Source organism: Streptosporangium sandarakinum, assembly GCF_013409935.1.
In the GTDB taxonomy this organism is placed as follows: Bacteria; Actinomycetota; Actinomycetes; order Streptosporangiales; family Streptosporangiaceae; genus Streptosporangium; species Streptosporangium nondiastaticum.
Window position 1 is genome coordinate 993748 of the sequence record NZ_JACCCO010000003.1, and the last position, 13274, is coordinate 1007021.

A 13274-nucleotide genomic window follows, 5' to 3' on the forward strand; every position below is an offset into this window, starting at 1 on the left:
TGCCCTTGACTCGGGTTACCGGCCCGGGACATCGGCACGATCGAGGGAGAGACGGCTGAGATGCCGAAGATGAAGACGCACAGCGGTGCGAAGAAGAGGTTCCGGCTCACCGGCACCGGCAAGATCAAGCGGCGTCGTGCCAACCGCGCGCACTACAACGAGTGGAAGCCCTCCACCATGACGCGTCGTCTCAAGCCCGAGGTCGTGCTGTCCGACGCCGACGCCAAGAAGATCAAGAAGCTGCTCGCCAAGTAACGACCCCCGGGGAGATAGATAGACATGGCACGCGTGAAGCGGGCGATCAACGCCAAGAAGAAGCGCAGGGTCGTTCTCGAGCGGGCGAGCGGCTACCGGGGTCAGCGGTCGCGTCTGTACCGCAAGGCCAAGGAGCAGATGCTCCACTCGATGACCTACGCCTACCGCGACCGCAAGGACCGCAAGGGCGCCTTCCGCCGTCTCTGGATCCAGCGCATCAACGCCGCTGCCCGCCAGAACGGCATCACCTACAACCGGCTCATCCAGGGTCTGCGCCTGGCCTCCATCGAGGTCGACCGCAAGATCCTCGCCGACCTCGCGGTCAACGACGCCGCCACGTTCGCGACGCTGGTCGAGGCCGCCAAGAAGGCGCTCCCGGCCGACGTGAACGCGCCGGTCGCCGGCTGAGCAACACGCCTGCCACCGGGCCGCGGCCCGGTGCCGGCGAGGGTGCGGCCCACAGCGATCACGCTGTGGGCCGCGTTCGCATTCTTGGGGGATTCGAACATGGCGGGACCTTCGAACATGGCGGGATCTGAGCTGACCAACATCAAGTCGCCGCGGGTCAAGGCCGTGCGGCGGCTGACCAAGCGCGCCTTCCGGGACCGTGACCGGTCCTTCATCGCCGAGGGGCCACAGGCCGTACGCGAGGCCCTGGCACTGGACGGCGTCGTGACGCAGCTGTTCGCCACCGCAGAGGCCGAGGTCCGGCACGCCGACATCGTCGCCGCCGCCGCGGCGGCCGGCGTGCCGTCGCAGCGCGCCAGCGGCGAGGTCATGGCCGAGCTCGCCCAGACCGTCACCCCGCAGGGCCTGCTGGCCGTCTGCCGGTTCGTGCACGTCCCCCTGGACGACGCCGTCACGGCCGACGCCCGGCTGGTGGCCGTCCTGGCGCACGTCCGCGACCCGGGCAACGCCGGCACCGTGCTGCGCACCGCCGACGCCGCCGGCGCCGACGCGGTCGTCTTCACCGACGCCTCGGTCGACCCCTACAACGGCAAGTGCGTCCGGGCCAGCGCCGGCAGCCTGTTCCACCTCCCGGTGGTCACGGGGACCCCCGTGGCGCGGGCCGTGGGGCGGCTGAAGGAGCGGGGCCTGCGGGTCCTGGCGGCCGACGGCGCCGGCGAGCACACCCTCGACGACGTCGACCTGTCCGGGCCGACCGCCTGGATCTTCGGCAACGAGGCGTGGGGGCTGCCGGAGGAGATCCTGGAACTGGCCGACGACGTCGTCCGTGTCCCGATCTACGGCGGGGCCGAGAGCCTCAACCTCGCGACCGCCGCCGCGGTCTGTCTGTACGCATCTGCCCGATCTCAGCGGGCCGGTTCCCGGAGCAGCGTCCCGAGGCTGCCGTAGGACGCGGGAAACCCGCTATTGTCGGCGGTGTAGCGTCGAGGAGGCGGGGTCGTGCACGGCGAACACACCGACGAACGGAGCGCTGACTCCGCCTGTGTGATCGACGTGGACGACCTCCCCGACGGCCTCGTCGTGACCGACCGGGACGGCCACGTACTGGCCGTCAACCGCGCCGCCACCCGCCTCACCGGCGTCACCCGCGACCGGGCCGTCGGACGGCACCTGCGGGACGTGTTCTCCTTCCGGGACCACGACGGGCGCGACTGGTGGAAGTGGTTCGACCCCTACGGCGGCCTGCCCAGCCGGGCCCGCCAGCCGGAGCTGCCGCTGCGCGTCCCGGGCGGGCAGGAGATGCTCGTGGCCGCCCGTCTGGTGCGCCGGCCCGAGCGGGGCGGACCGGTCGTCCGGGTGGTGATCACCCTGCGCGACGCGGGCGCCCGCGCCCGGCTGGAACGCAGCCGCGCCGACCTGGTCTCCACGGTCGCCCACGAGCTGCGTTCCCCGCTGACCAGCGTCAAGGGCTTCACCGCGACGCTGCTGGCCAAGTGGACCCGCTTCACCGACGACCAGAAGCTCGTCATGCTGGAGACGGTCAACGCCGACGCCGATCGGGTGACCCGGCTGATCACCGAGCTGCTCGACGTCTCCCGCATCGAGTCGGGCCGCCTGGAGATCCACCGCCAGGTGGTCGACGTCCCGGCCAGGGCCCGGAAGATCATCGCCGGGCGGGTGGCCGCGGGGGAACCGGAGGACCGCTTCCGGCTGGAGGTCCGCGGCGAACTCCCCGAGACCTGGCTCGATCAGGACAAAATCGACCAGGTTCTGGCCAACCTGCTGGAAAACGCGGTGCGCCACGGTCGCGGTACGGTGACAATAACCATCGAACCGAACGACTGGGGAGTCACCGTGTCCGTCCGCGACCAGGGTGAGGGCATCCCGCCCGAGCTGGTCACGCGCGTTTTCCGGCAGTTCTGGCGGGGCAACGCCCGCCGCCGGGGAGGCACCGGGCTCGGCCTGTTCATCGTCAAGGGCCTGATCGAGGCGCACGGCGGCACCATCTCCGTGCGGCGGGGCCCCGAGGGCGGCGCCGAGTTCCGATTTACCGTGCCCACCGGCACCCCTGACTTCGCCTGAGCGTCGATGCAGGCCCGGTGGGCTCTCCCGACTAGACTCATGGCCGCCTAAGCCCTGGATTCGGAGCTCCCTTGTCTAACTACGACCCGGTCGAGGTGACACCGCTGCACGCCGACGAGCTCGCGCGCATGCGGGACGACGCGCTCGACGCCATCAAGGCGGCGCGCGACCTCGACGAACTCAAGCAGGTACGGCTCGCGCACGCCGGAGACCGCTCACCCATCGCCCTGGCCAACCGCGAGATCGGCGCGCTGCCCCCGGCGGCCCGCGCCGACGCCGGCAAGCGGATCGGCGGCGCGCGCAAGGCCGTCGCCGAGGCCCTCGCCGAGCGCCAGGCCCAGCTGGAGGCCGAGCGTGACGAGCGGGTCCTCGTCGAGGAGACCGTCGACGTCACCCTTCCCTGGGATCGCGCCCCGCGTGGCGCCCGCCACCCGCTGACCACGCTGCAGGAGCGTGTCGCCGACGCGTTCGTCGCGATGGGCTACGAGGTGGCCGAGGGGCCCGAGCTGGAAGGCGAGTGGTTCAACTTCGACGCGCTGAACATCTCGCCCGACCACCCGGCCCGCTCGGAGCACGACACGTTCTTCGTCGAGTCCGTCGAATCCGGCAAGGTGCTGCGCACCCAGACCTCGCCGGTGCAGATCCGGGCGCTGCTCGGCCGGAGCCTGCCGGTCTACGTGGTCTCGCCCGGAAAGGTGTTCCGCACCGACGAGCTCGACGCGACCCACACCCCGGTCTTCCACCAGGTCGAGGGGCTGGCGATCGACGAGGGCCTGACCATGGCCCACCTCAAGGGCACCCTCGACCGGTTCGCCGAGGTCATGTTCGGCGAGGGCATCACCACCCGGTTCCGGCCCAACTACTTCCCGTTCACCGAGCCGTCCGCCGAGATGGACCTCAAGTGCTTCGTCTGCCGCGGCGCCTCGGCGACGCCCGGCAACCCGCCCTGCCGCACCTGCAAGTCGGAGGGCTGGATCGAGTGGGGCGGCTGCGGCATGGTCAACCCGCGGGTCCTCGTCGCCTGCGGCGTCGACCCGGCCCGCTACAGCGGTTTCGCTTTCGGCATGGGCATCGAGCGCACGCTGATGTTCCGCCACAACGTCGAGGACATGCGCGACATGGTCGAGGGAGACGTCCGCTTCACGCTCCCGTTCGGTATGGAGGTCTGATGAAGATCCCGCTCTCATGGCTGCGGGAGTACGTCGATCTCCCCGCCGTCACCGCCCACGAGGTCGCCGACGCGCTCACCCGCGCCGGCCTCAAGCTGGAGGCGATCACCTCCTACGGCCACGACATCAAGAACGTCGTGGTCGGCGAGGTGCTCGCCATCGAGGAGCTCTCCGGCTTCAAGAAGCCCATCCGGCACTGCCAGGTCGAGGTTGGGGAGGCCGCGCCGCGCGAGATCGTGTGCGGCGCGACCAACTTCCAGGCCGGCGACCGCGTCCCGGTCGCGCTGCCCGGCGCGGTGCTGCCCGGGGGCTTCGAGATCGCCTCCCGCAAGACATACGGCCGCCTCTCCGACGGCATGATCTGCTCGGAGGCCGAGCTCGGCGTGGCCGAGTCCTCGCCCGGCATCCTCGTGCTGTCGCCCGGCACCCCGATCGGCGTCGACGTGGTCGAGCTGCTCGGCCTGCGCGACGACGTGATCGAGCTGGAGATCACCCCCGACGTCGGCTACGCGCTGTCCGTCCGGGGCGTGGCGCGGGAGGCCGCGACCGCCTTCGGCGTGCCGTTCCGCGACCCGGCCGACGTCACCCCGCCCGACGGCTCCGGCCCCGCCCACCCGGCCTCCATCGCCGACCCGTCCGCCTGCGACCGCTTCGTGCTGCGCGAGGTCCGCGGCTTCGACCCGGCGGCGGAGAGCCCGCTGTGGCTGCGGGTGCGCCTGGCCCGCTCCGGCGTGCGCCCGGTCTCGCTGGCCGTCGACGTCACCAACTACGTGATGCTGGAGCTCGGCCAGCCGCTGCACGCCTTCGACGCGGCGACGCTGACCGGTGAGATCGTGGTGCGCCGGGCCGAGCCGGGGGAGACCCTGGAGACCCTCGACCACGTCGTCCGCGCGCTCCACCCCGAGGACGTCCTGATCACCGACGGCTCTGGGGTGATCTCCATGGCCGGGACGATGGGCGGCCTGAAGACCGAGATCTCCGGCGAGACCACCGACATCGTGATCGAGGCCGCGCACTTCTCGCCCAGCGGCGTCGCGCGGATGTCGCGCCGCCACAACCTCGTCAGCGAGGCGTCCAAGCGCTTCGAGCGGGGCGTCGACCGCGAGCTGCCGCTGTACGCCTCCTGGAAGGCGGCGCGGCTGCTGGCCGAGCTGGGCGGCGGCACCATCCAGCCGGGCGTCACCCACGCCGAGGCCGAGGTCGAGCCGGTCCGCGTCGCCATGCCGAGCGGCCACCCCGGCCGGGTCGCCGGGATCCCCTACGACCGTGAGACGGTCGTCCGCCGCCTGGAGCAGGTGGGCTGCACGGTCCAGGCCGGCGGCGCCGCCCCGGCCGGCGGGATCGCCGCCAGGCTCGCCGTCACCGGCGACGACATGCTGACGGTCACCCCGCCCTCCTGGCGGCCCGACCTGACCGACCCCAACGACCTCGCCGAGGAGGTCATCCGGCTGGAGGGCTATGAGAAGCTGCCCTCGGTCCTGCCGGCCGCCCCGGCGGGCGCCGGCCTCACCGAGGGTCAGCGGCTGCGCCGCAGGGTCGGCCGGGCGCTGGCCGGCGCGGGATACGTCGAGATCCTCGCCTACCCCTTCATGGGGGAGCGCGACCTGGACGCCCTGCAGCTGCCCGCGGACGACGAGCGTCGCCTGGCCGTACGGCTGGCCAACCCGCTCAGCGAGGACGAGCCGCTGATGCGGACCACCCTGCTGCCGGGGCTGCTCAGGACGCTGGTGCGCAACACGGGCCGGGGCTTCGCCGACCTCACACTGTTCGAGACGGGCCTGGTCTACCGGCCGGACCGGGAGGCCCCGGCGACCGCGCCGGTCCTCGGTGTGGACCGCAGGCCCACCGCCGAGGAGCTCGCCTCGATCGAGTCCGCGCTGCCCGACCAGCCGGTCCGGGTCGCCGCGGTGCTGGCCGGGGAGTTCGAGCGGTCCGGCTGGTGGGGCGGCGGGCGCACCGCGAGCTGGGCCGACGCCATCGAGGCGGCCCGCGTGGTGGCCCGCGAGGCCGGGGTCGAGCTGAGCGTGCGCGCCGACCGGCACGAGCCCTGGCACCCGGGCCGCTGCGCCGCCCTGTACGCCGGGGACGTCCTCGTCGGCCACGCCGGAGAGCTGCACCCGCGCGTCATCGAGGCGTACGGCCTGCCGCCGCGCACCGCCGCGATGGAGCTGGAGCTCACCCGGCTGGAGCCGCTGTCGGCCGGTCCGGTCCAGGTGTCGTCGATCTCCGCCTACCCGGTCGCCACCCAGGACGTCGCGCTCGTCGTCGCCTCCGCCACCCCGGTGGCCGAGGTGGAGGCGGCGCTGCGCGAGGGCGCGGGCGACCTGCTGGAGTCGGTCCGCCTGTTCGACGTCTACACCGGTGCCCAGGCCGGCGAGGGCAACAAGTCCCTCGCCTACGCGCTGCGGTTCCGGGCGGCGGACCGGACGCTGACCGCTGAGGAGACCACCGCCGCCCGCGACGCCGCCGTGGCGCTGGCGGCCGAGCGCACCGGGGCGCGGCTCCGCGGCGCCTGATCCGCGTGTCCGGGGTCCCGGCGGAGCCTTCCGCCGGGACCCCGTCTTCGGATTCGGATCCGATCCATCCGGTTCGGGAGGGACGATGAGGCAGCTGCTGGTGTTCGCCGACCGCGACGACGCCGAGGAGGTCGCGGAGCTCGTCGAGGAGGGGCTGCCGCGGGCGGGCACGCCCGCCGTCGTCCGGGAGACCCTGGCCGGCGAGGACGACGCCGAGGACGCCCAGTGGGTCGTGGTCGTCGAGGTCGCGGCCGACGGCCTGACCGCGGACGAGCTGGCCCGCCTGGACACGCTCGCCGACGAGTACGGCGGCTGGCGCGAGACGGGCTGAGCAGGCCCCGGCCGGACCGCCGGTCGATTGCGGTCGCGCTCCTTGGAATCGGGTGAGACCACTCTCCACCGTGGCAGCGGGACTCCGTTCGGTGAGGGGAGTCGCCCGCCGCGACGTCAGGTTCCGCTGAGGGCCTCCCGGCGGGCCCGCTCCCGGAGCGCGTGCTCGTCGGTGCGGGCGTCGTATCTCCGGAACCCGGGCAGCAGCCCGGCCATCGCGACGACCGCGCCGACGCAGAGCAGGCCGCCCACCCCCAGGGAGAAGCGGGTCCCGCCGAGCTGGCCCATCAGGCTCGCCCTGGCGTTGCCGAGCATCGGACCGCTGGTGTAGGAGAGCAGCTCGATGCCGGCCAGCCGGCCGCGGAACTCGTCGGGGATGGTCTGGTTCCAGATGGTGGACCGGAAGACGCCGCTGATCATGTCGGCCGCGCCGGCCAGGGCCAGGCAGGCGAAGATGCCCCAGACGGTCGGCATGACGGCCGCCAGCGCCACCGCGGCTCCCCACACGATCGCCGCGGCGACGACCCCCAGGCCGTGCCGGTGGACGTGGCCGGTCCAGCCGGAGGTGACGGAGGCGATCAGCGATCCGACCGCCGAGGCGGAGAAGAACAGGCCCTGCAGCTCGGGAACGCCGAGCTCGTCGGCGAGGAACGGGTACAGCGCGGTGGAGAAGGCGAAGATCATCGCGGCGACGTCCACCAGGTAGGTGCCCATCAGGTCCGGGCGGCCCACGGCGTAGCGGACGCCCTCCACCAGCGCCCTGATCGACGCCTGGGGAGCGTCCTCGGACCGCGGGGGAGTCCTCACCGGCCAGAGCAGGACCAGCGAGCCCAGGTAGGTCGCCACGTTGATGCCGTAGGCGACGGCGAATCCGGACCAGGTGACGAGCAGGCCGCTGAGCCCGGGGGCGACGATGGCACCGAGGTTCCAGCGGAAGCTGGTCAGCGCGGCGGCCGCGGTGAGCTGGTCGTGCCTGACCACGCGGGGCGTGAGTGACTCCAGGCTGGGGCGCTGCAGGCTGCCGAGGCCCGCCGAGAGCGCGCCGACCACGTACAGCACCCAGGGATGCGGGGCGGGCAGCATCGCGTTGACCATCAACGCCAGCACCGTGACGCAGAGCCCCGCCTCGGTGTAGAGGATGATCTTCCGCCGGTTCAGCGCGTCCGCGATCGCCCCGCCCCACAGGCCGCACACCACCATCGGCACGAACTCGGCCACGCTGACCAGGCCGACCGCCAGGTAGGAGCCGGTGAGCGCCTTCATCTGCAGCGGCACCGCGACCAGGGTGAGGAAGCTGCCGAACATCGTGACCGCCCCCGAGCCGAAGAGCAGCCGGAAGTCACGGGAGTCACGCAGGGGCCCCAGGTCCATACTGAGGCGGCGGAGCAGCGTTCTGAGCGGTCGGTCGGGAGTCTCGGGCACGGGAACCCAGTTTCGGCGGTGACCCACGCCCCGGCAAACCATTTTCGCGCGGGTCACCGCCGGGCGGCGTCAGGCGCCGAGGACCTCCCTGCGCAGGTGGGTCTTGAGGATCTTGCCGCCGGGGTTGCGGGGCAGCTCGTCGTCGCGGACCCAGAACCGAACGGGGATCTTGAACGCCGCGATGCGCTCGCGCAGGAACGCCTGCAGCTCCTCGGGGGTCGCCGGGGACGACAGCCGCACCACCGCGCCGACCTCCTCGCCCAGCTCTTCATGGGGGACGCCGATCACCGCGACGTCGTCCACCGCGGGGTGCTCGAACAGCGCGGCCTCGACCTCGGCGCAGTAGACGTTCTCGCCGCCGCGGATCACCATGTCCTTGGCCCGGTCCACGATGTAGACGAACCCCTCGGCGTCCACCCGGGCCATGTCGCCGGTGTGCAGCCAGCCGTCGACGAAGGTCTCGGCGGTCGCCTCGGGGCGGTTCCAGTAGCCGAGGATGACGTTGGGGCCGCGCAGGCACAGCTCCCCGACCTCGCCGGCCGGCAGCTCCCCGCCCAGCGGGTCGGCGATCCTCACCTCGACCACGGGCATCGGCAGGCCGATGCTGTCGGGTTTGGCGAGGTAGTCCGGGCCGCTGTTGTAGATCGCCAGCGCGGTGGTCTCGGTCATGCCGTACCCGTTGGAGGGGGCGCGGCTGGGCAGCCGCTCGGTGATGCGTTCCAGCAGCTTGGGCGGGGCGGGGGCGCCGCCGTAGCCCAGTGAGGTGAGGCTGGAGATGTCGTACCTGCCCAGGTCGGGATGGGCCAGGAGCTGCCACACGTTGGTGGGCACCCCGCTGAGCGTGGTGATCCGCTCGCGCTCGATCAGCTCCAGGGCCCGCCCGGCGTCCCACCTGTACATCAGCACCAGGCCGCCGCCGGTGAACATGGTGGTGGTCATGACCGCGAAACAGCCGGTGACGTGGAAGAGCGGCACCGTCAGCAGGGTGACGCGGCGCCTGCCGGCGGCCTCGGCCGGGTCCTTGCCGGCCCTGGCGAGGCTGCGCATCATGCCGTAGGCCACCGTCATCGGCGACTGGCCGAGGTTGCGGTGGCTGCCGAGGGCGCCCTTGGGACGGCCGGTCGTGCCGGAGGTGTAGAAGATGGTCGCCGGGTCCTCCGGGGACACCTCCACCTCCGGCAGTGTCACGTCCGCCGCGACCTCGCCCAGCACCTCCTCGAACGGGCGCGCCCCCTCGGGCGCCTCGCCGCGGACCACGATCAGCGGCGCGCGGCCCGCGAGCCGCTCGGCGCGCTCGGCGTCGGCGATCACCACCTTCGCGCCGGAGTCCGACACGCCGAACTCCAGCTCCTGGGCGGTCCACCAGGCGTTGAGCGGCACGGCGACCGCCCCGGCGGCCAGCGCCGCGGAGAAGGCGACGACCCATTCGGGGTAGTTGCGCATGGCGATGGCCACCCGGTCGCCCTTGGCCACGCCGTACTCCGCGACCAGGCGGTGCGCCAGCGTGGCGGCCCGGCGGAAGTGCTCCTCGTAGGTGAGGTTCTCGTCCTCGTAGGTGAGGAAGACCTGCTCGCCGTGGAGCCTGCTGCCCTCCAGCAACGCGCGGAAGTGGGCGGGGGCGTGCTTCCAGGTCCTGACGGCGCCGCCGTGGCCGGGAACATCCACCATCTCGAACAGCTGTCCCGGACCGGTGAGCCGGGCCTGGACCTCGTCATGGGCGACAGTCATGCGTTCACATCTCCCGCGGGCGAAGGGAACCGGACCCGCCACGATACCGACCGGTAGGTACGTGCAACAGTGCCGAAACACGCGGCGCATGCCCATGCGTCGAGGGGACCGTGTTCCTCCTGGTCAAGACGTTCTTGTGGTGGCGCGCCCGCCAGCCCCGCTTGCATGACGATTACGGAAGATGCATAATCTCTCTAGTAAATCCATGAGCTACAGTGCATGAACATGCAGAGAGCGGGGGGCGGATGAGAGCGGCCATCGCCGGTGCCAGCGGCTACGCCGGAGGTGAGATCCTGCGCCTGCTGCTGTCGCACCCGGAAATAGAGATCGGCGCGCTCACCGCCGCCTCCAGTGCCGGCAGCCCGCTCGGCGCCCACCACCCCCACCTGGCCCCGCTGGCCGACCGCGTCCTCCTCGACACCACCCCCGGCACCCTCGCCGGCCACGACGTGGTCTTCCTGGCCCTGCCGCACGGCCAGTCCGCCGCCGTCGCCGCCGGGCTCGGCGACGGCACGCTCGTCGTCGACTGCGGCGCGGACTTCCGACTCGCCGACCCCGCCGCGTGGGAGCACTTCTACGGCGGCGCCCACGCCGGCACCTGGCCCTACGGCCTGCCCGAGCTGCCGGGCCACCGCGACCCGCTCCGCACGGCCACCAGGATCGCCGTCCCCGGCTGCTACCCGACCGCCGTCACCCTGGCGATGTTCCCCGCCTTCGCCGCGGGCCTCGCCGAACCCGACCTCGTCGTGGTGGCCGCCAGCGGCACCAGCGGCGCGGGCCGGTCGCCCAAGCCCAACCTTCTGGGCAGCGAGGTGATGGGCTCGGCCACCGCCTACGCCGCCGGAGGAGTCCACCGGCACACCCCCGAGATGGAACAGAACCTCTCGCCGCTGGCCGGCGCGCCGGTGCGGGTCTCCTTCACCCCCGTGCTCGCCCCGATGAGCCGCGGCATCCTCGCCACCTGCACCGCGCCGGCGAAACCCGGCGTCACCCCGCGGGAGCTGCGCGAGACCTACGAGGCGGCCGTCAAGGACGAGCCGTTCCTGCGGCTGCTGCCCGAGGGCCAGTGGCCCGCCACCTCGATGACCCTGGGCGCCAACACGGCCGCCCTGCAGGTCGCCCTGGACGAGCGCGCCGGGCGCGTCGTCGCCGTCGTCGCCATCGACAACCTCACCAAGGGCACCGCGGGCGGCGCGATCCAGAGCGCCAACCTCGCCCTCGGCCTGCCCGAAGAGACCGGCCTTCCTCTCAACGGAGTCGCCCCATGAGCGTGACCGCACCCCTCGGCTTCCGCGCCGCCGGCGTCGCCGCCGGAATCAAGTCGGGCGGCGCCCGCGACCTGGCGCTGATCGTCAACGACGGCCCCTCCCGCGCCGCGGCGGGCGTCTTCACCGCCAACCGCGTCCAGGCCGCGCCGGTGCTGTGGTCCCGGCAGGTGCTGACCGGCGGCCGGGTCCACGCCGTCGTCCTCAACTCCGGAGGCGCCAACGCCTGCACCGGCCCGCTCGGCTTCCAGGACACCCACGCCACCGCCGAGAAGGTCGCCGCCGCGCTCGGCGACTCCGCCGGAGAGATCGCCGTCTGCTCCACCGGCCTGATCGGCGAGCGGCTGCCGATGGACGCCCTGCTGGCCGGGGTCGACCTCGCCGTCTCCCAGGTCAGCAGGGACGGCGGCCTGGCCGCAGCCGACGCCATCCGCACCACCGACACCGTCTCGAAGATCTCCTTCAAGCGGGGCGAGGGCGGCTACATGGTCGGCGGCATGGCCAAGGGCGCGGGCATGCTCGCCCCGGGCCTGGCCACCATGCTCTGCGTGATCACCACCGACGCCGACCTGCCCGCCGAGCAGCTCGACGCGACGCTCCGCGAGGCGACCCGGCTCACCTTCGACCGGCTCGACACCGACGGCTGCATGTCCACCAACGACACCGTCCTGCTGCTGGCCAGCGGAGCATCCGGCGTCACCCCCGACCCCGCGGAGTTCGGCCGCCTGGTCCAGGGCGTCTGCGCCGACCTCGCCCGCCAGCTCCTCATCGACGCCGAGGGCGCCACCAAGGCGATCGCCGTCGAGGTCGTCGGCGCCGCCTCCGAGGACGACGCGCTCGCCGTCGCCCGCGCGGTCTGCCGTTCCAACCTGCTCAAGTGCGCCATCCACGGCGAGGACCCCAACTGGGGCCGCGTGCTGTCGGCCGTCGGTACCACCGCCGCCGCCTTCGAGCCCGACCGGATCAACGTCGCCATCAACGGCGTCTGGATCTGCCGGGGCGGCGCGGCCGGCGACGACCGCGCCAAGGTGGACCTGCGCCCCCGCGACGTGACGATCACCATCGACCTGTCGGCGGGCCCGCACTCGGCCACGGTCCACACCACCGACCTCACCGCCGCCTACGTCCACGAGAACTCGGCGTACTCCTCATGACGACCGGCGACGCGCCGGCCAAGGCGCACACCCTGATCGAGGCCCTGCCGTGGCTCGCCCGCTTCCACGGCGCGACCGTCGTCATCAAGTACGGCGGCAACGCCATGACCGAGGAGCACCTGCGGGAGAAGTTCGCCGCCGACGTGGTCTTCCTGCGCTACGCCGGGCTCAGGCCGGTCGTCGTGCACGGCGGCGGCCCGCAGATCAACGCCCACCTCGACCTGCTCGGCATCGAGTCCACCTTCACCGCCGGGCTCCGCGTCACCAGCCCCGAGGCCATGCGGGTCGTCCGGATGGTCCTGGTCGGCCAGGTCAACCGCGACGTCGTCGGCCTGATCAACCGGCACGGGCCGTTCGCCGTCGGCATGTCCGGCGAGGACGCCCACCTGTTCACCGCGGCGCGCAAGCACGCCGTCGTCGACGGGACCCCGGTGGACATCGGCCAGGTCGGTGACATCGTCGCCGTCGAGCCCGGCGCGGTGCGGGCGCTTCTGGACGACGGGCGCATCCCGGTGATCTCATCCGTCGCGCGCGGCGAGGACGGCACCGTCTACAACGTCAACGCCGACACCGCCGCCGCGGCCCTGGCCGTGGCGCTCGGCGCCGCCAAGCTGATCGTCCTCACCGACGTCGAGGGCCTCTACCGCGACTGGGACCCCGAGACCCGGGACGGAAAGGTCATCGACCGGCTGTCGGCCTCGGAACTGCGGGAACTGCTGCCCGACCTGTCCAGCGGCATGGTGCCCAAGATGGAGGCGTGCCTGACCGCCGTCGACGGAGGCGTCCCCCAGGCGCACGTCCTCGACGGCAGGGTGCCGCACGCCGTACTGCTGGAGATCTTCACCGACGAGGGGGTCGGCACCATGGTGCTGCCCGACGCCGCGCCGGCCGTACCCGGCGCCGCGCGGCCCACCGCCACGAGCCTGAACGGGAGCGAGCAGTGAA

The 13274-nt window shown here is 72.7% G+C and carries 12 protein-coding genes; 10 read left to right on the forward strand and 2 right to left on the reverse strand.

All coding sequences use genetic code 11. The features are described 5' to 3' along the window. The first annotated feature begins 60 nt into the window (after positions 1-60). The 7 genes from rpmI to HDA43_RS30820 all read left to right on the forward strand — a co-directional run bounded on the left by rpmI (position 61) and on the right by HDA43_RS30820 (position 6761). On the forward strand, positions 61-255 hold the full coding sequence (gene rpmI, locus HDA43_RS30790) for a 50S ribosomal protein L35 (protein ID WP_179827838.1): 195 nt from the start codon (positions 61-63) through the stop codon (positions 253-255). A 24-nt stretch (positions 256-279) separates the two neighbouring features. Further along, on the forward strand, positions 280-663 hold the full coding sequence (gene rplT / locus HDA43_RS30795; RefSeq protein WP_179827839.1) for a 50S ribosomal protein L20: 384 nt from the start codon (positions 280-282) through the stop codon (positions 661-663). A 117-nt stretch (positions 664-780) separates the two neighbouring features. Further along, a complete protein-coding gene (locus tag HDA43_RS30800; RefSeq protein ID WP_179827840.1) occupies positions 781-1611 on the forward strand; it encodes a TrmH family RNA methyltransferase in 831 nt (276 codons plus the stop codon). 51 nt (positions 1612-1662) lie between these two features. Continuing rightward, complete coding sequence (locus HDA43_RS30805) at positions 1663-2745, forward strand: sensor histidine kinase (protein WP_179827842.1); 1083 nt, start codon at positions 1663-1665, stop codon at positions 2743-2745. Positions 2746-2816: 71 nt separating this feature from the next. Continuing rightward, complete coding sequence (gene pheS / locus HDA43_RS30810) at positions 2817-3914, forward strand: phenylalanine--tRNA ligase subunit alpha (protein ID WP_179827843.1); 1098 nt, start codon at positions 2817-2819, stop codon at positions 3912-3914. Next, the gene (gene pheT / locus HDA43_RS30815; RefSeq protein ID WP_179827844.1) at positions 3914-6430 is read left to right on the forward strand and encodes a phenylalanine--tRNA ligase subunit beta; all 2517 of its coding nucleotides are present in this window, start codon (positions 3914-3916) and stop codon (positions 6428-6430) included. The genes pheS and pheT overlap by 1 nt, the downstream gene beginning before the upstream one ends. Before the next feature lie 85 nt (positions 6431-6515). Then, complete coding sequence (locus HDA43_RS30820; RefSeq protein WP_179827845.1) at positions 6516-6761, forward strand: hypothetical protein; 246 nt, start codon at positions 6516-6518, stop codon at positions 6759-6761. 116 nt (positions 6762-6877) lie between these two features. On the opposite strand, the gene HDA43_RS30825 is transcribed toward HDA43_RS30820, so the two are convergent. Both HDA43_RS30825 and HDA43_RS30830 read right to left on the reverse strand, forming a co-directional pair. Further along, a complete protein-coding gene (locus HDA43_RS30825; RefSeq protein WP_312873624.1) occupies positions 6878-8182 on the reverse strand; it encodes an MFS transporter in 1305 nt (434 codons plus the stop codon). A gap of 69 nt (positions 8183-8251) precedes the next feature. After that, complete coding sequence (locus tag HDA43_RS30830) at positions 8252-9910, reverse strand: class I adenylate-forming enzyme family protein (RefSeq protein ID WP_179827846.1); 1659 nt, start codon at positions 9908-9910, stop codon at positions 8252-8254. Between the two features lie 245 nt (positions 9911-10155). On the opposite strand from HDA43_RS30830, the gene argC reads away from it, so the two are divergent. From argC to argB, 3 genes are read left to right on the forward strand one after another with little or no spacing between them, the layout of a single operon-like run. Further along, a complete protein-coding gene (argC, locus tag HDA43_RS30835; protein ID WP_179827848.1) occupies positions 10156-11178 on the forward strand; it encodes an N-acetyl-gamma-glutamyl-phosphate reductase in 1023 nt (340 codons plus the stop codon). Beyond that, complete coding sequence (argJ, locus tag HDA43_RS30840) at positions 11175-12329, forward strand: bifunctional glutamate N-acetyltransferase/amino-acid acetyltransferase ArgJ (protein WP_179827849.1); 1155 nt, start codon at positions 11175-11177, stop codon at positions 12327-12329. The genes argC and argJ overlap by 4 nt, the downstream gene beginning before the upstream one ends. Beyond that, on the forward strand, positions 12326-13273 hold the full coding sequence (gene argB / locus HDA43_RS30845) for an acetylglutamate kinase (RefSeq protein ID WP_179827850.1): 948 nt from the start codon (positions 12326-12328) through the stop codon (positions 13271-13273). Before argJ ends, argB begins: the two co-directional genes overlap by 4 nt. Position 13274: the final 1 nt, after the last annotated feature.